Source organism: Poriferisphaera corsica, assembly GCF_007747445.1.
Lineage (GTDB): Bacteria > Planctomycetota > Phycisphaerae > Phycisphaerales > Phycisphaeraceae > Poriferisphaera > Poriferisphaera corsica.
This window is the reverse complement of the sequence record NZ_CP036425.1, coordinates 1,423,538-1,442,417: the sequence shown is the minus strand read 5'-3', so window position 1 is coordinate 1,442,417 and position 18,880 is coordinate 1,423,538. Positions and strand designations below refer to the sequence as shown.

Here is an 18,880-nt window from a genome sequence, read left to right as displayed (position 1 = left end):
CAGTATTGCGTTCGTTCACACGCGAAACGTGTGGGTTTGGTTATGTTGCCATGGCGGGTTGTTTTGAACCTGAGGAGATGCGGTAGACGTAGGCGAGGATTTCGGCGACGGCGGCGTAGTGTTCTGCGGGGATTTCGTCGCCAATTTCGCAGGTAGCGAAGAGGGCGCGGGCGAGAGGTTTGCGTTCGATGATGGGGATATCGTGGAGGTTGGCGATTTGTCGGATGCGCATGGCCATGAAGTCGGCGCCTTTGGCGACGACGGTGGGGGCGCGCATGTTGTTGGAATCGTATTTGAGTGCGATTGAGAAGTGTGTGGGGTTGGTGACGATGACGTCTGCGGAGGGAACGGCTTGTGAGAGGCGTTGCATGGCGAGTTGTTTGGCGACTTGAGAGCGTCGCTGCTTGATCATGGGGTCGCCTTCCATGGCTTTCATTTCTTCTTTGACTTCCTGTTTGGTCATGCGGAGTTCGCGTGCACGTTGCCATTTTTGGAAGGCGAAGTCAATGATGGCGAGGAAGAGAAGTACGGCGACAATTTTGAGAGAGAACGCGAAAACGAGCTGGCCGGTGAGGAGGAAGGCTTGCCTTGGTGCGAGCGAGGCCATGTGAACGATGGCGTCGAGGTCGAAATTGATGAGGAGGATGGCGAGTATGGTGATGATGAGGACTTTGAGGAGAGACATGCCGAGACGAACGCCGGCCCGAGCGTTGAAGAGATTGGCGACACCCTTGAGGGGGTTCATGCGGCCGAAGTTTGGTTCGAGTGGTTTGGTTGTGATGAGGAAGCCGACTTGCGAGACGGTGGCGATGAGTGAGATGCCGAAGACGGCGAGGAGGACGGGGCCGATGGTGAAGAGGAACATGTAGAGGCCGTAGTAGAGCATCTCGCTGAGTGCGGAGAGTTGAGTTGGGTTGAAGTTTTTGGCGTGCGAGGCGGAGAGGTAATCGGTGAGGTATTGGCGCATGCCGCCGAAGACTTGTTGGCCTGCGTAGTAGATGAAGATTGTGGTTGCGAGAAGGACGAGTGCGGCGGTGAGGTCGGGTGAGCGCGCGACATTACCGTCTTTGCGAGCTTCGGCAAGACGGCGGGGTGTGGGTGATTCTGTTTTTTCTGCGTCACTCTCAGCCATTGTCATCCATGACGTTGTTTTAAGTTCGTGTCACTGAAACGATTATCCAATCGGGACACTGAACTGAGCGGGCATCCTGCCCTAACTGTTTGTGTAGGCGGCGAGTTGCGCGCCTGAAACATGTATGGTTAGTTTACACGAAATTGGTTCTCAGAGGCCAACGAATTTTCCGAGTTGATAGAAAATCTGTCGGCAGATTGAGATGAAAGTGCCTTCCATAGTGGGGATGATGACAATGAGGATGAGCGCGGAGACGAGGATACGGATGGAGAAGCCAACGGAGAGGATGTTGAACTGTGGCATGGACCGGTTGATGAAGCCCATGGCGAAGGTCACGAGGAACATGAGGCAGATGATGGGTGCGGCGATTTGAAGCGCAAGTTCGAAAATAATTGAGAGAACGCCGAGAGCGAGGTCGACGACGGCGGCGAAGCCGGTGAAGCCGCCGAGCGGGATATGGTTGAATGAATTGACGAGTGCATTGAAGAGGAGACGCTCGCCGCCAAGGATGATGAAGATGACGAGAGCGAGGAGGAAAAGGACGCGTCCGACGAGTGAAGATTGGTCGCCGGTGTCGGGGTTGTAGACTTGTGCAAAGCCAAGACCCATTTGTTGGTCGATGACTTGGCCGCCGATTTGCATGCCGATGAGTGGGAGGTTGGCGACGAAGCCGATGACGAAGCCGATGAGGAGTTCGACGGCAATGACGGGGATGAGGTAGTAGAGGGAGAGGGGGTGATCGATGACGTTGTTGATGAAGGATGCGGAAGCGTGCTGCGGATTAAGGAGTGCGGGGTAGACACAGAAGGAGATGCCGAGGACGAGGTAAACTTTGATGTGACGGGGGACGAGTTGCGAGCCGAGGACAGGTGCGAAAAAGAAGATGCCTGAGAGTCGGAACAGGACAAGTAGCCAGGCGGGGAGGTGCGGGAGGATGGCGGTGAGATCGACGGGCATGATGGTTGTGTTAATGGGCTAACAGATGATTAGAAGCCAGAAAACATTCGGTTGGCGAATTCGAGGATCTTGGAAACAACCCACGGCATGGCGAGTATGGCGACGATGCCCATGCCAAGGATTTTGGGGACGAATGAGAGGGTTTGTTCCTGGATTTGAGTGACTGCTTGGAAGATGGAGATGGTGAGGCCGACGATGAGCGCGGCGGCGAGGACGGGGAGCGAGAGGAGTAGCATGAGGGTGAGTGTTTCGCGGACAAATTCGATGGCTTGTGCTTCTGTCATGGTGATGCTGCGAGCGGATTGATGGGGTTTTATGGCTTATTTTAAAGGGTTTTGAGGATGAGGTCGCTAAGTTACGCCGGGGATTGAGAAGGAGTTGAGTAGGTTGCCTGCGACGAGCATCCAGCCATCGACGAGGACGAACATGAGGAGTTTGAAGGGGAGGGAAATCATGATGGGTGGTAGCATCATCATGCCCATCGAGATGAGGATCGAAGAGACGACCATGTCGATGACGAGGAATGGTAAATAGAGTCGGAAGCCCATGAGGAAGGCGACTTTGAGCTCAGAGAGGATGAAGGCTGGGATCAGCGTGAGCATGTCGACATCGTCGTCGGTGAGTGTTTCGGGTTCGGAGGTATCGACGCCTCGGTAGTTGAGGATCATGTAGATGTTCTCCCAGTTGCCGGCATAGCTGATCTGGTCGAACATGAATTCGCGGAGTGGTTCTTTAGCGTTCTCCCAAGCGGAAAACTCGTCGATTGTGCCTGCATTAAGGGGAACGATGGCGGTGTCGTTGATGCGTTGGAAGGTGGGGTACATGATGAGGAATGACATGAAGAGTGCGAGGCCGATGATGACTTGCGAGGGGGGGAGGGATTGCGTGCCGATGGCTTGCCTGAGTAGTGCCAATACGATGATGATGCGCGTGAATGAGGTGCATAGCACAAGCAGAGCGGGCGCGAGCGAAAGAATGGTGAGGAGAATGATGACGGAAAGGGTTGAGGAGAGCCCCTGTGATCGGTCGAACTGAGTATTTCCGTCACTGCGCATGGCAGCGATGGCGTCTTCGGCACCTTTGAGGATGGAGACGGGGTTTGTGAGGTCGAGTTGTATGTTTGTGTTGGGCTCGTCGGCGTTTGTCGCGGTGGATTGAGCGGTGAGTGTCAGAGATGGCAGGAAGATCGCGGTGATGATGAGGAGGATGTGTGTGATGCGGATCATTGAGGACCTCCCTTGCCGGCGAGATCGCGGACACGGCTTAGGAGTTTGGAGACGGATTCACGTGCGGAATCGGATTGAAATTCGACGGTGTCGAGGCCTTCTTCGGGATGACGACCTTGTTTATCGTAGTCGGCGCCGTAGCGGCCGAGCATGTTGTTGAATGATTTGGTGATGGAGTTTTCTTTGGCGGCAGAGGTTTCGGCGAGGAGTTGAGCGACTTCTTCGGGGTCAGTGATTTCAGAGAGGGTGCGTGTGCCGTGGGATGAGTCGGAGCAGATGAGGATGCGTGAACCGACGCGAAGAATGATGATGTGATTGCGAGGCGCGATGGATGTTCGGGCAAGAACTTGAACGGCGGCAGCGCTGGAGGTGGTGACGTGGCCGGTGGCTTTGGCGTATAGATATCGAATGAGGAAAAGGAGGCCGATGACGATGCCGAGGGCGGTGATGGTTTGGAGTAGATAATTGCCAGTTACGAGGGAAGCACCGGGTGTTTGATTGCCAGGTGAACTGGAGGCGGTGGGATCGTTGCCAGATCTGTTGCGTTCAAGAAGTGCACGTGTGGGTGACTCGGTGAGGGGCGTTTGAGCGGCGGCATCAGTGGTCGGGGGTAGTGTGTCGGGAGCGGCGACGGATTGCACGATTGGAACTTGGGAGATGGTGTCTGTTTGTGGATTGGTGTTGTGCAGCTTGCGGGTAATGCTTTGGATGCGGGTGCGGGCTTGGTTTGGTGAAGGTGTGGTGATTGGGGTGACGTCGGAGGTGAGGGTTTGGTAGGACGGTGCGGCGGGTTTGGTTGGGCGATTTTCGGGGAGATTGATTTGAATGTCGAGGCTTTGATTGGCGGAAGAGTCGGATTGCGCGCAGAGGATCGGCGAGATGATGAGGCATGCGATGGGGATAAGGATGTGTGCGAAACGATGAAGCACGTGTCTGGCCCTCCATGGCCGCGGGCTGTTGCGCAGGAAGCGCGGTAGCCGAGAGTTGCAGCGGATCCTCCGCTGGTTTGGTGTATGTGCGTGTACTGAATGGGGATGCACATACCAATTGGTGACAATTCATTTTGTCTGGTAACTATTTTAACAAGATGGGCGGGAGATGTAGTAGGAAATTTTTGGGGATAATGAATATCGGGTTTGACGTCGTCATTACGAGAGAAGGCGTGATGACTTACATCTAGAGCGTTTTGCGTAAATGCCCACTTGTTGACCATAAGGTTGTTTACGATTAACTGAGGTATTGTGAGTAATTTTGCTGTTTACACACTTTGATAAGACCTGGGAATAATCACGCAACTTGCTCTAGTTAAATTGTTACGTTGGATATGTGGTTTTCATATTAAGCTAACAAAGATGACCAACACTTAATTTCCAAACACCCTGCCACCGGCGGTGGCAGGCTTGAAAGGATATATCAAAGGGATATGTGATGTGTACCAAAAGAAACTGCATCTCGTTGAGATGCAGCTATTGGTGTTATTTTGTTTTGGTTGAGTTAGGAAGTGGGTTGATTTTCGGGTTGAGTTCTAGGGGCTTCGAGGCCGGGGATGAGGGATTCAACGGGTTCGTCGAGGTTGGCAACGATTTCTGAGATACGGATACAGAAGTTATCGTTGAGGACGAGGACTTCGCCACGCGCGACGAGACGGCCGTTAACGCGAACATCGACGGGGTCGCCTGCGAGCTTGTCGAGTTCGACGACGGAACCCTTTGCGAGTCGGAGTACATCTTCGACGAGCATTTCGGTGCGTCCGAGTTCGATGGTGACGCCGAGATCGACGTCTGAGAGCATTTCAATGCCTTCAGCTTCGGGGATTGAAGTGAAGTCGGGGAGGTTGAAGTCCGCGTTCACCTGATCGACCTGATCTTTGATTTCATTGACCGAAGCTTGAGCTTGATCGAGCGCATCCTGGACGGATGTGTCCTGGGTCATGTCGTTGGTGGATTGTTGCGTGTCTTCTGCCATATGGATGCCATTGTAACCGAAGATTGAAATGATTTTGAGTGCGAATATGAGAATGTGGAGTTTATGATAGGGCGCGGCTTAATCGGCGCGGAAACGTTTCATACGCATGATGACGTCGGTGATAAAAGGTTTGTCTTCAACGGGGTCAGTGCCGATACGGTCATCAAGAACGGCTTTGATCTGACGGGTGAGTGTGGAGAGTTCGAACTCCATGAGGTAGGCTGGTTCGGCTTTGCGGAAGATTGAAGAGATGTCGGCTTCGATACGTGCACGATTGATCTCAATTTTATCTTCAACGGTTGCAAGGTTTTTGTTCTTAACGGTGAAGTAGATGGTTGTGTCGTAAAGATAGGCGCGGCCGGTGCGGGTATTTTGGAACTTGTCCTGCAGTAGGAGCTGTTCCATTTCTTTTTCAGCTGCGGCGGCTTCATCCACCGCAGTGGTATCGGCTTTGGCTGCATCGGGTTGGTTATTGAGAAGAAAAACTGCGGAGATGGCGACGGCTTCGATGACGAGCACGGCGACAACGGCGATGAGGGCCTTGATGGGAAGTTTCTTCTGCGGCTGATCGGTTTGATCTTCTGTTGTTTTATCTTCAGGCATGGTGATGTCCTGTCTTTCTCTGCTCTACTTATCTATCTATATAGATGTATCAATGGCCTAGTGCGATGGGTTGTGTGTAATCTCGGACGATGGACTCGCTGACTCGGACGATGACGCGGCGGTTTGGTGCCTGCTGATCGGGTGAATAGAGTCTGCGAACAACGGGTTCGCGATCGGCGTTACTGATTAATCTAAATCGGTTGGGATTGAGCGCGACTTTATCACTGGTTAGATAGTCGAGTGTGGCGTTGGCGCGAGCGTAGCTGAGATCCCAGAGTGTTGTAAAGCGTGCGGGGAGATCGCGTGATTCCATTGAAGCGGCGTGCCCGGCGATTTCGATGAGGTTGTTGTTGCCTCGAGTTTGTGTGGCGATGAAGTCGAGTTGCTCTTTTGCTTTTTGCGTCAGGTTTGCGGAGCCGTGCTCGAATGTGATGGGCCCGCCGAGGACAATGAGCATGCCGGGGCGAATGACGGTTGTTTCGCGTTCCTTGCCTTCGATGCCGGGATCTTCGGTGTTAGACTCATTTTCCATTTTCTGGCGTTGCAGGTTGAGCGCTTCGAGTCGCTGAATGAGTGTGAGTTCGGGGTCGTCGTTGGTTGGGAGACGACCGCCACCACCTTTCATGCCGAAGGCTTTTTTAACTTCTTCGACGACGGCTTGAAACTCATCTTCTTTTTTGATTTCGGAGAAGGCGATAATGAGGACGAAGAAGCATAGGAGGAGGGTGGTCATGTCGGAGAACGTGACCATCCAGTCGGGTGCGCCAGCGGGTGGGCATTTGTGCTTCTTAGCCATGATGAAAACCGTTTAATGCGGGGTGTGAGTCAGAACTAAATCTGGACACTGCTCACAAGGAACTAACCGATGATTAGGCTGCTTCTTTTTCTTCTTGCGGCCTCAGTGCTGGTGGGAGGAAGGTACGGAGTTTTTGTTCGACAACACGGGGGTTGTCGCCGGATTGAATGGACATGACGCCCTTGATGATGATTGTTTTGTAGAGGACTTCTTCGGCAGAACGTTTTTCGAGTCTGTCGGCGATAGGGAGTGCGAGTGCGTTTGAGATGAGCGCACCGTAGAGTGTTGTGAGCAGAGCGACGGCCATACCAGCACCGATGCCTGATGGGTCGGAAAGGTCGGCGAGCATGGCGACGAGGCCAACGAGCGTACCGATCATGCCGAAGGCGGGTGCGTACTTGCCGACGGTGTCGAAAATGGCTTTGCCGGTGTCATGACGTTCCATCTGATTTTCGAGTTCAGTGGTCATGATCTGTTCGATGAGTTCTGGGTCTGTGCCATCGACAGCCATTTGGATGCCTTGAACGATGAAGGGGTCATCGATGTCTTTGGTTGAATTTTCGAGAGAGAGGATGCCGTCACGGCGAGCGATCTCGGCGTAGGAAACCATATCTTCGATGAGTTTTTCAACGGGGGCGGACTGCCAGAATACGGCTTTACGTATGATGGCGATAATGCCTTTGACGGTACTGGCGGGGAGCGCAAAGAAAGTGACGGTGAAAGATGCACCGACAACGATGATGACCGAAGGAACATCGACGTACATACCGATCTGGCCGCCTGAGAGCAGAGCCCAGAAGACAAGTACCCATGTACCAATAAAACCAAATAGGATACCGAGATCCATCCTTGTTACCTCTTTCGTACGAGCGAGAATACGTTTTGTTTATCGGCCGTGTTGGGGGTGAGCTTTTGTGGGAAAGTGTGAGTGTTGGGTTAAAGGTGCTTGTTGTGAGTTTGGGCCATGTTATTGGACGTATTCAAGCGACAGTGCCATCCGTTGCACAGGTATTTCGGTTGCCTGATCATTTGTTATCAGACGTTGTGAGTTCATGCGTGTTCCTGCATCCTGCAGTTATGAAGGGGGAAGCAATCTCCGAAGGCTTCGCCCGTATTCAACGGTGAGTTCAACGACACGATGCATAGGCTCTTTGACGATGATGTGGTCGCCATTAATGAGCTTAATCGTGGTGTCGGGATTCTCTTCGACTGTGCGGATCAGTTCCGCATTGACGACGAGTTTTTTTCCGTTGAGTCTTGTCACCGTAATCATAAGTTATGTTGCCTTATCATCCGTGATTCTGCACTACTGGTTCCACCAGTATGTGATTCGTCTAACTGTTGATTACCTGATGGTTGAGAGCAATTCTTGCATCATGGAGTTGCTGGTGGACATCACACGTGAGTTGGCGGAGAAGCCGGTGGATGCGTTGATCATGTTTAGGAATTCTTCAGCAAGGTCGACGTTGGAACCTTCAACAGCACGGCCAATGACTTTGCCAGAACCACCGGAAGTTGGTGCGACCATGATGGGTGTGCCGGAGTTGGTTGAGGCGCGATAGAGGTTACCGCCGAGTTCTTCGAGGCCTTCATTGTTTGCGAACATAGCGAGTGGGATTTGGCCGAGGTTACGAAGAAGGCTGTTTGAGAAGACGCCAGTGATGACGCCGTTTGCGGAGACAGTGAAGTCTTCGAGCGTGCCGAGAGCTGAGCCGTCCTGGAGGATCATCGAAACCTGACCGGCGGTACTTTGAAGAGAAGTGATTTGTCCGTTTGGTGCGTTGAAATTGAGGTTGATGGATTGTGGCGTTTCGGCGCCAGTGCCATCGCGGTTGAGGATAATTTCAGCGTCCGCAGCACCGATGTATTGACCGTTATTATCAAACTGAATGGTGCCGGTACCGATGACGGTGTCGATATCCGTGTCTTGGTCTGATTGAGCATAAAATCGCCAGGTGGAACCTGAGTCGTCACGACTTTCAAGGACGTAAGTCATGTTAACTTTGAGTTCGTTACCGAGACTGTCGTAAACGATAAAGCTGGTTTTCGAAGATTCACCAACTGCGTGTTCGGTAATGCTCATATCAAATGGGACGGTAGGCGATGCACCTTTATTGACGATGATGTTGCCATCTTCAATACGGTATTCGTTGCCTGTGCCGTAGTTCCCTGTGACGGTGAGCTTACCCGCATTGAGCGTTACGCCAGCACCAGTTTGTGTCGTATCAATGCCAAGCGAACCCTGCATGAAATCCATGTATTCTTGGAGGGTTGTGCCATTGGTATCACTATCAGTGGTATTAGTGGCGCCGACTTCGAAGGTCATTTTGGTGACGGTTGCTCCGCCGCGTGTCACACCTTCGATCGTGATGACATCGCCAACATTGAACATTTTGGTGCCATCGGCTTTGTAGAGTGAATCGAGAGGTGTTGTTTCTGTTGCGATTGTGGTACCGGCTGCGTCGGAGTACATAACTTGCGATTCATGTGTTGAACCTTGCGTGCCAATATCACCGCCTACATTAAGGTTGCCTGAGAGATTGACGTTTTCAGTTTTCTCCGCAATGGTCATGACGCCAATTGGGATATTGATGGGCTGGAAGACACCTTCAACGATGTTGTAATCATTGTCGATGGGGTAACCCTGGACAAGAGCACCGGAAGAAGGAGAGACAAGGTTAAAATCACGGTCAAGGACAAAGCCGCCGTCACGTGTAAAGAAACGTGAGCCGTTTTGTTCGACGATGAAGAAGCCGTTGCCGTCGATGGCCATGTTGGTGCTGATGCCAGTTGGTTGTGGTGTACCGCTGGTGAAGTCTTTACGGGTCGAACCCATTCGAACGCCGAGGCCGAGTTGAACCGGGTTGGTGCCGCCGAGCGAATCGGTTGGTGAGGAGCCACTTTTCAGGGTGGTGGAGATCTGGGTTTCAAACGATACCTGAGTACGCTTGAAAGCGGTTGTATTCACATTGGAGATGTTGTTACCGGAAACGCTCAAAAGTTGAGAGTTTGATGTCAAACCTGACAACGCGGTGTACATCGAAGTTCCAAGTCCCATAGTTAGCTCCTGCTGTATTCAAGGCTGCACATCCTGTGCAGTGATTATTATCTAGCTTGCTTCTTTCAGATTCGGCGTCATGTTTGCGTTAAGGATTGATCGTAGCGATGCATTCTCAACGGAATCGATGCGGGAAAGATCTGAAAGCACGTTGGCGGGTAATTGAGTTGCGGCGGATTGAGTTTTTTGAGTGTTCGTTTGCACAGGCTTTGCGAGTGTAATTTCTTGAGCATCTTTGAGAAGCTGGTCGAAATCAGATTTTTCAAAGGGCTGCTTGGGGGCTGAGGTTTGATCGGCAGAGGATGTTCGTACCGGCCGAATGGCAGGTTCAAGCATTCTCAATAAGTCCGATCCGTTTGCCATGATTATGTTGAGGGGGTTGTGGGGTTATTGATTTCGGCAAAAACACGTTGTAATAATGTGAGGTCTGTCATATCGACCTTACCGTCGCCGGTGAAATCACCGTCGATAAACTGCCATGTCTTAATCTTGCCATCCGAACCGACTTCAGGATCCTTATCACGGTTTTTCTCCCAACGTGTATACCACTCGTTGTAGTCATCCGTGGTGACCTCACCATCCGCATTGGTATCCCAGAGCAGTGGCGCTTCTTCATCTGTATTTGTCGGGACTTTAATGTCGGTGACCCGGCTCATACCAAGTATCTTGTTGTTGTTGAGTTGAAGCTGCGCTTTGCCATTAACGACACGGATCGATTGAACAATACCTGTAACGGTATTATTTTTATCATCGAGGCCCGTGACTTCGTAGCCGATAAGACCGCTGGCCTGTGAGATTGATTGCTGACTAACCATCGATTCAAGCGATGCTTGAAGTGCGTTTTGGCTTTCGATATTACGCAACGAACTGAGTTGTTCCATGAGTGCGGAGGTATCATTTGGCTCAAAAGGATCTTGGTTCGTGAGTTCAGCTACCATGAGCTTAACGAACTGACCGCTGTCCATCTCGGTGTATTTACTACTCGTTGAAGTTGTCGATTGAGTACCGGTTGCTGAGACACCTGTTGTTGTCATGATTGACTCCTGAGTCGGTTAATGAGTTCAATGTGATTAAGCGGCAGATTCTTCGGCGAATAAATCAGTAAATGAGTTATTTTGCTTCTGGCGATCTTGTTGGTTGTCTTGATTATTTTGGCCTTGCTGACCAGAGTATTCTCCACGACTACGGCCATCGGATTGGCTCATATCAGATTGCGAGTTCGTATTTGACTGTGAACTGTTTTGCATGCTTTGCACACCGATACGTTCAACACTCAGGCCTTGGTGTTCTAATGACTGGCGAAGATTACTGATATGTTGATTGAGCATTGAACGTGCTGATTCATGTTCAGTATGTAGCTGAACATTGACCTGAGCGCCGGTGATCTGTAGCTGAATACGTACAGTGCCCATCGATTCCGGTGTTAGACGAAGTGTTAGGTTACCACCGTTTTGATGAATTGCAGACTGGAGACCACGAGCAACACGTGCCATATTTAGCTGCTCGTTATCCGTGCCAGTGGTTGGGAGTTGAACCTGCTGTGTTGCACGTTCTGGCGTCGTATTCATTGTGTTAATTTTGATTGCGCCATTTGTATGGTCATCTACACGCATAGGAGCTGCGTCCCTCATTGCAGGATCACGTAAGGATGCTGCTTCGGGTCGATCACTCTGCTTAATATCCTGTTTCTTACTCTCATGCTTGAAACCATCGGCAGCGATTATGGATTCTGATTCTGATTTTTGCGTTTGTGTTGTTTTAGCTTGTTTCTGATCAAGTGGGCCGACTTCAGATTGCTTTTGCGATTGCTCTTGAGTATTTGTTACGACGTCTGCTTGTTCAGTCTGACTTTGCTCTAATGCTTGGGTCGCTTGTTTGCTTTGCGATTCGGACACTACTGTTTGAGTTGTTGTCTGTTCTGATGTTTGTGTTGTATTCTCGGTAACAACTTGAATCTGATCGGCTACTTCAATTGTTTGTTCCTGCTGAAGTTGCTGAGCAACAGGTGATTGTTTATTAACATCAACTTCGTTCTCAATCTTAATCTCAACATCGGAAGTATTAAAAACCTCTTCAACGATATTCTGCAAGTCCTGGATAGTAGGAACTTTACTTTGGCCATCCTGTTGTTGCTCAGGTTGGATATATTGAGCATCAATTTGAATGGTCATTACATCTGCTATTGCGTCAGCGTTGACTTCTTGCTTGACCTCGGAATCTTCACTAATTTCGACGGGTTCTGTCGTCTCATTGGTCTCTTGGTCAGTATTCGATTCGCTGTTTTGTGTCTTATCCGTGTTTTGCGTTTGAGATTCGTGTTGAGGCTTTTCAACAGTCTCTATAGCATCACGCGTATTTGATTCTGCTTCGGCTTTATTAGCCGTTGACTCACTAGGCCTTGATTCTTTTGTTGCACTGCTGAGTGATTGTTTAAAATTGGTCGTATCAGCATTATCCGCATTCTTTCGAGAAGAAGTACGTGGTGCATCTTTCATAGCGACGCGTGGGGTATCAAGTGTTTGAAGTAGTGTTTTCATGATCCGTGCCCTTTATTGCCCTTGTGCTAATTGACCGCGTGTGCGGATGCGTTCAATAATCTGCTTAGCCTGATCGATTTCTGCTGGTGATTTAAATTCTCTAAGAACGCCTGCAGATTTTGTGCTACCCATCGCGTTGAGATAGTCAACAATATCGTTGAGCTTGTCTTCCATAAGCATCTGCTGCATGATCTGTTTGGCTTGCTTTGAAGGGATCTTTGTAAACATCGTAACAGTACGTTGGAAATCTTCGTCACTATTGCCGTTTGCATAACGAATACGATCTTGTTCGAGTGTGTCGCGATCTTCTTTAAGCTTCTTTTTTTGCTGCTCAATAATCTGTTTATCAACCTGGATACGTCGTTCAAGATCTTTGATTTCACGGGTCAATCGAGCGTATTGTTCCATCGCCACTTCAGCTGATGCTTGGGAACGGCCGAGATACTGATCAAAAGATTGAGAGCCATTGGAAGCACTCTGCAGACGCAGCGCTTCCTGTAATTGTTCGTCTGCTTTTTGCGCCTCGGCAAACTGTGTCTCTTCTTGATTCGCTTGATCTTCGATGGTGAGCTTGAAGATCTCAACAGCATTATCAAAACGTTCACGATTAAGACGACCGGATGCTGCCAGCCAGCCCATACCTGCCAACAAAAGAACCATATGAGCCAGTAGAAGCGCGACAACAATGAAGCGGATTGATCGAATCATACATTACCTCCCATCGCCATAACGCGTGCGTATTTCTGGGTGGCAATCTCATCGAGTTCAGCTGTTTCGCGCTTATTTTCTGCCGCAATCCATTCCGCTTTCTGTTTATCTCGGAGTAACTCAAGCGCTTTGCGCTTTTTGGTTGCTTCGAGCAATTTTTCGCGGGCGATCAGAATGTGTTGTTCCAACTCAGCCATCTTGTTAACGATCTGATGGCCACGCATCGTGGTTTGGCCGCTATAACTTGCAAACTCAGCAACACGGCTGATTTCAACTTTACCAAGAAGACTTTGACCAAGCTGATGCTTGGACTGTGAAATAGTTTGCTGCATCCTGCGGAGTTCATCTTCGAAGATCATCCGTGATCGTAGAAGACGCGCGAGATCTCTCTGACACAGTTCTTCTTCCGAAGCACGGTGCTTAAGTAGTACATCAAGTTTGAAACGAAAACGGGGCATTGCCCAATTCCTCTTTCTGTGGTGGCCGGATCCTCCGACTACCGATTCTTTCATCAATGCTTCAGGCTCTCACCTCTGAAGCGTCCTCACTGATTAGCTTGGCATCTGCATGTTCGTTTGCATGCCAAGCTGTTGTTGTGCAAGCTGTTGGCGGGCTGAATCCATATTACTATTCAGCGCTAAGAGCATTGCACGTGTTCTTTCAAAGTTGCTGAGTTCCGGATCAAAATCACGTGTTTGTTGAAGCACACGATCGATGGCCGGCTTGCAGGCGATTGCAAGATCAAAGTCGGGGTTTGAACCAGGTGTGTAGGCGCCGATATTGAGGAGATCCTCGACCTGTGCGTATGACGACAGGAGCTTGATGATCTCGCGGCGAGCTTTCTGGTGATCGAGCATGGTCACATCATCCATCACACGGCTAACAGAACCAAGCACATCAATAGCGGGATAATGGCCTTGCTCGGCAAGTTTGCGAGAAAGCTGAATATGACCGTCAAGAATACCTCGGCATGCATCGGCAACTGGCTCGGTCATATCTTCACCTTCAACGAGGATCGAATATAGGCCAGTGATGGAGCCTTTATTTGTGCGGCCTGATCGTTCGAGCAGACGAGGCAACATCGCGAATACGCTTGGCGGAAAGCCTTTGGTGGTTGGTGGTTCACCGGCTGCGAGGCCGACTTGCCTTTGGGCTTGGCAGAAGCGTGTGACAGAATCCATAATCATTAGCACGTCTAAACCTTGATCACGGAAGAATTCAGCAATCGCTGTGGCGACCAAAGCTGAGCGAATGCGAACAAGCGCAGGCTCGTCACTGGTGGCGACAACAACGACTGATCGTGCTAAACCTTCAGCCCCAAGAATCCCTTCAACAAAATCTTTTACCTCACGGCCACGTTCACCAACGAGTGCGATCACACTCACGTCTGCTGCGGTATGCTTTGCCATCATGCCGAGCAAAGTTGATTTACCCATACCCGGTCCGGCAAAAACACCCACACGCTGGCCACGACCAACCGACATCATGGTATCGACAGCTCGAACGCCAGTCGCGAGAGGTTCGTCAATACGAGGACGATCAAGTGGATCGACCGGTTTGGGATTCAGAGGCCGAGCGACCGTATCACCGACAGGACCGAGATGATCGATTGGACGGCCTAAGCCATCCAAGACACGACCTAATAAAGCTTCACCAACACGCACATACTGAGCAAACTGTGTCGCAATCACACGATCACCACGTTTCACACCTGTCAGCTCACCAAACGGCATCACAATCGTGACATCTTCATCAAATCCGACAACTTCACCTTCCAGCACGAATGATGATTGTTGACGACCTCCACGTGGTGTTATACGAACCATCGAGCCAATCGGGACGGGTAAATCAGCAACACGAAGCGCAAGTCCGCGCACTTCGACAACTGTGCCGCGCAATTCTAGCGGGGCAGCAGCCTCCAACATCTCGATTTGCTGAGATAAAACCGTCATACTTGGTACTTCTAGCAAATGGCGCGCCAAACAACCTAATTGCACCAATTAAATGCGCAAAAAATTCGTTTCACAAATAATTCGATCGATCCGCCCTACCCTTGCAATGGATCAGTTGCAGACTCATCTTCAACTGGCTCAACCACGGGCTGCTCTTGATGGTCTGCATCTAAATCTTCTGATTGAGCCATCATTTGCTCATTCAGATAGACCGTATCTTCAGATAGATCCGGCATAACCAATTCTTCTGGTGTGATATGATTCTCAACTATGCCTGAAATATTGCTTACATCGCTGACTTCCGTCATCTCAGTCGGCATTGCGGCCTGAAGTGATTCGTCTGGAGATGGCGCTGCTTGCTCAGTTTCCATCTCGGAAACTCCAGAATTATCAAACGCGCCAATCGGCTCTTCCGGCAAGATCATGTCGATCACTCGCTCAATCTGCGTTTCGATCTGAGCATCGACTTCGCCTCGACCATATACCACCACGCAACCACCTCGCGTCACATCCTTATTTTCTACTAACTCAATATGCTTCAGATTTCGGAATTCACCCATTAAATTAGGAATTGCTTCTTCAAGAATCGGTTTATCATCCGGATTGATCTGAACCGCCACATCCATCGGACGCAAAATATATGAAAACGCATTCGCAACCTGATCAACAATCACCGTGTGATCCACCTCGATCACACGGTGCACCAATCGTTCTGCTAATTTGAGTGCAAACTCAGTCACCGCTTCGCTGGATTCGACTTCCATACGTGTGCGATACGCATCCCATTGATGAATCACATCCGCCCAAGCGGTTTGCACTTGCTGAAGTGATTCAAACTTCTGCTGAAATGCTTCGTCATAACCTTGCTGTAAACCTTGGTCATACCCTTGCTTCATGCCAGCTTGCATGCCGCGTGATTGCCCATCTTCAAAACCTTCTTGCTGCCCACGTTCAAAAGCTTCCTTCGCATCCTGAACCATCTGCCGAGCATCGGTTTCGGCTTTAGCAATAATCTCAGCGGCTTTTGCCTCGGCGCGCATACGCAATTTTGCAGCCTGCTTGTTGATGTCACTCAGATCAAGCACGACAGCCTGCTTCAAAGCCGAAATCGCGGATTCATGTTTTAGAACGCCCATATGCTCTTACCCGTCTGGAACTATATATATGTTCCGTTTATCAGTTCATGCACAGCAGATCAGACCACAACATCCGAATCGCCGCCACGACCGCTGACGATAATCTCGCCCGCATCTTCAAGCCGCCGCACGATATCCACGATACGCTGCTGAGCAGCCTCGACATCGCTGACACGTACAGGGCCCATGAATTCCATATCTTCGCCAATGAGTGTCGCAGCACGTTCGGACATATTCCCAAAGATCTTGTCTTTGAGTTCTTGCGACGCTGTCTTGAGTGCAAGTGCGAGTTCGTCGTTGTCCACTTCTTTGAGAACCGCCTGAATCCCCTTGTCGTCGACAAGCAGAATGTCTTCGAAGACGAACATGAGCCTGCGAATTTCTTCGACCAGATCCGGATCTTCTGCTTCGAGGCCTTCCATGATCGACTTTTCTGTCGTACGATCGACCAAGTTGAGCATCTCGGCCACGGTTTCTACGCCGCCAATCTTTTCGAATGACTGATTCAGCATGTTTGCCAAACGTGATTCCAAACCCTTCTCCACTTCACTAATCACCTCAGGGTTGGTCTGCTCCATATTCGCAACACGTTTGACCACCTCAATCTGCTTCGGCGTTGGCAAACCCGCTAAAATTTCGGATGCCTTGTGGAACGAAAGGTGCGAGACAATCAGCGCGATTGTTTGTGGATGCTCATCTTGAATAAACGTCAACAGGTTGCCCGCTTCCGCCTTCTGCAAAAACGAGAATGGCGTCTTGCGAACCTGCTGGCTGATCTGCTGAATAATCCGCTCGGCTTCCTTCGGATCAAGTGATTTCATCAGCAAAGAACGTGCATAATCCAGCCCTCCCTCACTTGCCCACGACTGTGCGACCGCAAGATCATAAAACTCCTGCAGCACTGAATCTCGTGTGCCTTTCGGGATATCTCCCAAACTTGCTAGCTCACGCGTCACTGATTCAACTGCTTTGCCCGGCATCGAACTCAACACATTGGCTGACGCTTCAGGATCAAGCGCAAGCAACAGGATCGCCGCTTTGCGGATGCCCGGCATCTCATTCACCGATTCTGTCACAGGTGCGCCTGCTACTGTCATCTTGTTCGTTTACCTCGTATTCAAACAACTAACCAACGATTAGTCGTCTGTCCTCACCCAGCGGCCAAAAATGTTCGCCGCCTCGTTTGGATTATTCTTAATCAAATCACTGATCTGTTCCGCGATACGCCGTGACTGCAATTCGCCTTCATCAAGCTCATAGCCAGCCATTGTTGTTTCTTGTTCATCAACTTCGCCAACCAGATCTTCCTCAGATGGCAATTCTGGTGGGATGCCTGCAAGCTCCTCTACTGTCGGCAATTTCTCTGGCTTGGTCGCGCTTCTCACCATCCATAACATCAATCCAACAGCCACAACGCCCAAAGCGATACTACCCGCATGCTTCATCACACCCAACTCAACCAATGTGCCGACCGGCCCGCCCATGCCTGATCCAGCATTCGCTGCTGCTAACACCATCGTGTCATCCATCATCGATACGCGAACATTCGCCGATTGCTGATCAGCCATATTCAATAGATTCAGCACATCTTCTTCAATCTCAGTCAACTTCGGTCCAACCAGCGGCAACAAATCCGCATCCTTCGGCTCATCCTCATTATCCGGATTTTCAATCTTCCACTTGGTCGCAAAGAAACTGCGTGGCAGCTTCACCGTTGCCGATACGCGGACAACTTCCGGAGCCCCCTTCACCACATGGCTCACTTCAGTGATCGGCCGCTCACCGTTAACCGTGTCAGATGTTTCTTCTGTTTCCTTCATCCCCGCCTGCTGCGACCCCGCAATACTCAATCCGGTATTCGATGTCACGCCCGGCTCACCTGAATCCGCAATATTTTGCCGCTCACGATTCGTTCGCTTCTCTTGTGTACTCAGCGGATCTTTATCATATGTATAAATATTTGTTTCTTTTTTCGCGATATTGTCGGTCTGAATCGAGACCTCAACTTTTGCACCTCGAAACTCAGAGACCAGATTCAAAATCTTATTCCGCAATTCTGTCTCACCACGACGGCGCTGTGCAAGAATTTCATTTGTATCAATCTCATCTACACCACCCACACGATGCGTCTCACCATTCGTTAGATCGATCACAGACACATTCGTGCTATCCATCTTCGCAAACGGCCCACTCACCACGCCTGCAATCGACTCAACCTGCTTCTTATTCAAGCGATCGTTTGCACTATCCAGAATCACACTTACCGAAGCTGTCGGCTGAATATTTGCCGCCCCAAACCCTTCCTTCGTTGGCTCACCTACCTGTACGGTCGCTGACTTAATCCCCGTCATTTTCGAAATCACAGCCGCACAAACCCGCTGCACCGCAATGCGATAGTTATTTTTGATCTGCGCTTCGGTCATCCACGCATTCTGATTTGCCTGCATCTCCAGCAATGCGGCATCCAAATCCACCTGCATGACTTCGGACATACTTAAATAAGCCAACGCATCAAGATACTTGGCCTGACTGACATAGATCATGTCGTTTTTGATTTCGTACTGGACTCCGAAGCGTTTGAGCTGCTGAGCCGCTTGAGATGTGGTTCCCAAAGGAATCCCTGTCAACCGTACCTGATCCGTTTGCCCCGACCAGATGACGATTCCCCATAAGAAGCCGACCACAATCACCAACAACGCAATAATCAGCGCCCGTTCAGCTTTATTCAAGCCGCCAAACAGTGCTGCAATCTGCGCCCAACTTCTTTTCAAGACTTCCATGTCGTGCCGGCCTCCATGCCGTCTTATATT

General features: G+C 50.3%; 20 protein-coding genes. All 20 read right to left on the bottom strand.

Translation table 11 applies throughout. The features are described from left to right. Window positions 1-40: 40 nt before the first annotated feature. A complete protein-coding gene (flhB, locus tag KS4_RS05810) occupies window positions 41-1,132 on the bottom strand; it encodes a flagellar biosynthesis protein FlhB (protein ID WP_200761618.1) in 1,092 nt (363 codons plus the stop codon). 150 nt (window positions 1,133-1,282) lie between these two features. Continuing rightward, window positions 1,283-2,089 carry a flagellar biosynthetic protein FliR gene (gene fliR, locus KS4_RS05805; RefSeq protein ID WP_145075897.1) on the bottom strand — a complete coding sequence of 269 codons (807 nt, stop codon included), beginning with the start codon at window positions 2,087-2,089 and terminating at the stop codon, window positions 1,283-1,285. A gap of 29 nt (window positions 2,090-2,118) precedes the next feature. Then, on the bottom strand, window positions 2,119-2,373 hold the full coding sequence (fliQ, locus tag KS4_RS05800) for a flagellar biosynthesis protein FliQ (RefSeq protein ID WP_145075894.1): 255 nt from the start codon (window positions 2,371-2,373) through the stop codon (window positions 2,119-2,121). 66 nt (window positions 2,374-2,439) lie between these two features. Further along, window positions 2,440-3,315 carry a flagellar type III secretion system pore protein FliP gene (gene fliP, locus KS4_RS05795; RefSeq protein WP_234698858.1) on the bottom strand — a complete coding sequence of 292 codons (876 nt, stop codon included), beginning with the start codon at window positions 3,313-3,315 and terminating at the stop codon, window positions 2,440-2,442. Beyond that, entirely contained in the window at window positions 3,312-4,244 is a 933-nt protein-coding gene (locus tag KS4_RS05790; protein ID WP_200761617.1) for a FliO/MopB family protein, read from the bottom strand. Before KS4_RS05790 ends, fliP begins: the two co-directional genes overlap by 4 nt. A gap of 565 nt (window positions 4,245-4,809) precedes the next feature. Further along, window positions 4,810-5,280, bottom strand: a complete 471-nt coding sequence (fliN, locus tag KS4_RS05785) for a flagellar motor switch protein FliN (RefSeq protein ID WP_145075888.1) — start codon at window positions 5,278-5,280, stop codon at window positions 4,810-4,812. Between the two features lie 78 nt (window positions 5,281-5,358). Beyond that, window positions 5,359-5,883, bottom strand: a complete 525-nt coding sequence (locus KS4_RS05780) for a hypothetical protein (RefSeq protein WP_145075885.1) — start codon at window positions 5,881-5,883, stop codon at window positions 5,359-5,361. A gap of 49 nt (window positions 5,884-5,932) precedes the next feature. After that, window positions 5,933-6,679 carry an OmpA/MotB family protein gene (locus tag KS4_RS05775; protein WP_145075882.1) on the bottom strand — a complete coding sequence of 249 codons (747 nt, stop codon included), beginning with the start codon at window positions 6,677-6,679 and terminating at the stop codon, window positions 5,933-5,935. A 73-nt stretch (window positions 6,680-6,752) separates the two neighbouring features. Next, window positions 6,753-7,526 (bottom strand): motility protein A, encoded by a 774-nt coding sequence (locus tag KS4_RS05770; RefSeq protein ID WP_145075879.1) that lies wholly within the window; start codon window positions 7,524-7,526, stop codon window positions 6,753-6,755. 228 nt (window positions 7,527-7,754) lie between these two features. Continuing rightward, window positions 7,755-7,952, bottom strand: a complete 198-nt coding sequence (locus KS4_RS05765; protein WP_145075876.1) for a flagellar FlbD family protein — start codon at window positions 7,950-7,952, stop codon at window positions 7,755-7,757. 72 nt (window positions 7,953-8,024) lie between these two features. Continuing rightward, the gene (locus tag KS4_RS05760) at window positions 8,025-9,737 is read right to left on the bottom strand and encodes a flagellar hook protein FlgE (RefSeq protein WP_145075873.1); all 1,713 of its coding nucleotides are present in this window, start codon (window positions 9,735-9,737) and stop codon (window positions 8,025-8,027) included. A 51-nt stretch (window positions 9,738-9,788) separates the two neighbouring features. Further along, window positions 9,789-10,073 carry a hypothetical protein gene (locus tag KS4_RS05755; protein ID WP_145075870.1) on the bottom strand — a complete coding sequence of 95 codons (285 nt, stop codon included), beginning with the start codon at window positions 10,071-10,073 and terminating at the stop codon, window positions 9,789-9,791. 29 nt (window positions 10,074-10,102) lie between these two features. Next, complete coding sequence (locus KS4_RS05750) at window positions 10,103-10,771, bottom strand: flagellar hook capping FlgD N-terminal domain-containing protein (RefSeq protein WP_145075867.1); 669 nt, start codon at window positions 10,769-10,771, stop codon at window positions 10,103-10,105. Window positions 10,772-10,807: 36 nt separating this feature from the next. Next, window positions 10,808-12,274 carry a flagellar hook-length control protein FliK gene (locus KS4_RS05745; RefSeq protein ID WP_145075864.1) on the bottom strand — a complete coding sequence of 489 codons (1,467 nt, stop codon included), beginning with the start codon at window positions 12,272-12,274 and terminating at the stop codon, window positions 10,808-10,810. 12 nt (window positions 12,275-12,286) lie between these two features. Next, window positions 12,287-12,982: a hypothetical protein gene (locus KS4_RS05740; protein ID WP_145075861.1), complete on the bottom strand. Its 696-nt coding sequence runs from the start codon at window positions 12,980-12,982 to the stop codon at window positions 12,287-12,289. After that, window positions 12,979-13,440 (bottom strand): flagellar export protein FliJ, encoded by a 462-nt coding sequence (gene fliJ / locus KS4_RS05735; RefSeq protein ID WP_200761616.1) that lies wholly within the window; start codon window positions 13,438-13,440, stop codon window positions 12,979-12,981. The genes KS4_RS05740 and fliJ overlap by 4 nt, the downstream gene beginning before the upstream one ends. 93 nt (window positions 13,441-13,533) lie before the next feature. After that, window positions 13,534-14,934, bottom strand: a complete 1,401-nt coding sequence (locus KS4_RS05730; RefSeq protein WP_200761615.1) for a FliI/YscN family ATPase — start codon at window positions 14,932-14,934, stop codon at window positions 13,534-13,536. Between the two features lie 95 nt (window positions 14,935-15,029). Next, complete coding sequence (locus KS4_RS05725; RefSeq protein ID WP_145075855.1) at window positions 15,030-16,070, bottom strand: FliH/SctL family protein; 1,041 nt, start codon at window positions 16,068-16,070, stop codon at window positions 15,030-15,032. A gap of 59 nt (window positions 16,071-16,129) precedes the next feature. Beyond that, the gene (fliG, locus tag KS4_RS05720) at window positions 16,130-17,167 is read right to left on the bottom strand and encodes a flagellar motor switch protein FliG (protein WP_200761614.1); all 1,038 of its coding nucleotides are present in this window, start codon (window positions 17,165-17,167) and stop codon (window positions 16,130-16,132) included. A gap of 39 nt (window positions 17,168-17,206) precedes the next feature. After that, window positions 17,207-18,850 carry a hypothetical protein gene (locus tag KS4_RS05715; RefSeq protein WP_145075852.1) on the bottom strand — a complete coding sequence of 548 codons (1,644 nt, stop codon included), beginning with the start codon at window positions 18,848-18,850 and terminating at the stop codon, window positions 17,207-17,209. Window positions 18,851-18,880: the final 30 nt, after the last annotated feature.

What these genes read in the sequence shown, in the direction of transcription:
- flhB (WP_200761618.1), bottom strand. Translation starts at nt 1,132, where the DNA reads ATGGCTGAGAGTGACGCAGAAAAAACAGAATCACCCACACCCCGCCGT.
- fliR (WP_145075897.1), bottom strand. Translation starts at nt 2,089, where the DNA reads ATGCCCGTCGATCTCACCGCCATCCTCCCGCACCTCCCCGCCTGGCTA.
- fliQ (WP_145075894.1), bottom strand. Translation starts at nt 2,373, where the DNA reads ATGACAGAAGCACAAGCCATCGAATTTGTCCGCGAAACACTCACCCTC.
- fliP (WP_234698858.1), bottom strand. Translation starts at nt 3,315, where the DNA reads ATGATCCGCATCACACACATCCTCCTCATCATCACCGCGATCTTCCTG.
- fliN (WP_145075888.1), bottom strand. Translation starts at nt 5,280, where the DNA reads ATGGCAGAAGACACGCAACAATCCACCAACGACATGACCCAGGACACA.
- KS4_RS05780 (WP_145075885.1), bottom strand. Translation starts at nt 5,883, where the DNA reads ATGCCTGAAGATAAAACAACAGAAGATCAAACCGATCAGCCGCAGAAG.
- KS4_RS05775 (WP_145075882.1), bottom strand. Translation starts at nt 6,679, where the DNA reads ATGGCTAAGAAGCACAAATGCCCACCCGCTGGCGCACCCGACTGGATG.
- KS4_RS05770 (WP_145075879.1), bottom strand. Translation starts at nt 7,526, where the DNA reads ATGGATCTCGGTATCCTATTTGGTTTTATTGGTACATGGGTACTTGTC.
- KS4_RS05765 (WP_145075876.1), bottom strand. Translation starts at nt 7,952, where the DNA reads ATGATTACGGTGACAAGACTCAACGGAAAAAAACTCGTCGTCAATGCG.
- KS4_RS05760 (WP_145075873.1), bottom strand. Translation starts at nt 9,737, where the DNA reads ATGGGACTTGGAACTTCGATGTACACCGCGTTGTCAGGTTTGACATCA.
- KS4_RS05755 (WP_145075870.1), bottom strand. Translation starts at nt 10,073, where the DNA reads ATGCTTGAACCTGCCATTCGGCCGGTACGAACATCCTCTGCCGATCAA.
- KS4_RS05750 (WP_145075867.1), bottom strand. Translation starts at nt 10,771, where the DNA reads ATGACAACAACAGGTGTCTCAGCAACCGGTACTCAATCGACAACTTCA.
- KS4_RS05745 (WP_145075864.1), bottom strand. Translation starts at nt 12,274, where the DNA reads ATGAAAACACTACTTCAAACACTTGATACCCCACGCGTCGCTATGAAA.
- KS4_RS05740 (WP_145075861.1), bottom strand. Translation starts at nt 12,982, where the DNA reads ATGATTCGATCAATCCGCTTCATTGTTGTCGCGCTTCTACTGGCTCAT.
- fliJ (WP_200761616.1), bottom strand. Translation starts at nt 13,440, where the DNA reads ATGCCCCGTTTTCGTTTCAAACTTGATGTACTACTTAAGCACCGTGCT.
- KS4_RS05730 (WP_200761615.1), bottom strand. Translation starts at nt 14,934, where the DNA reads ATGACGGTTTTATCTCAGCAAATCGAGATGTTGGAGGCTGCTGCCCCG.
- KS4_RS05725 (WP_145075855.1), bottom strand. Translation starts at nt 16,070, where the DNA reads ATGGGCGTTCTAAAACATGAATCCGCGATTTCGGCTTTGAAGCAGGCT.
- fliG (WP_200761614.1), bottom strand. Translation starts at nt 17,167, where the DNA reads ATGACAGTAGCAGGCGCACCTGTGACAGAATCGGTGAATGAGATGCCG.
- KS4_RS05715 (WP_145075852.1), bottom strand. Translation starts at nt 18,850, where the DNA reads ATGGAAGTCTTGAAAAGAAGTTGGGCGCAGATTGCAGCACTGTTTGGC.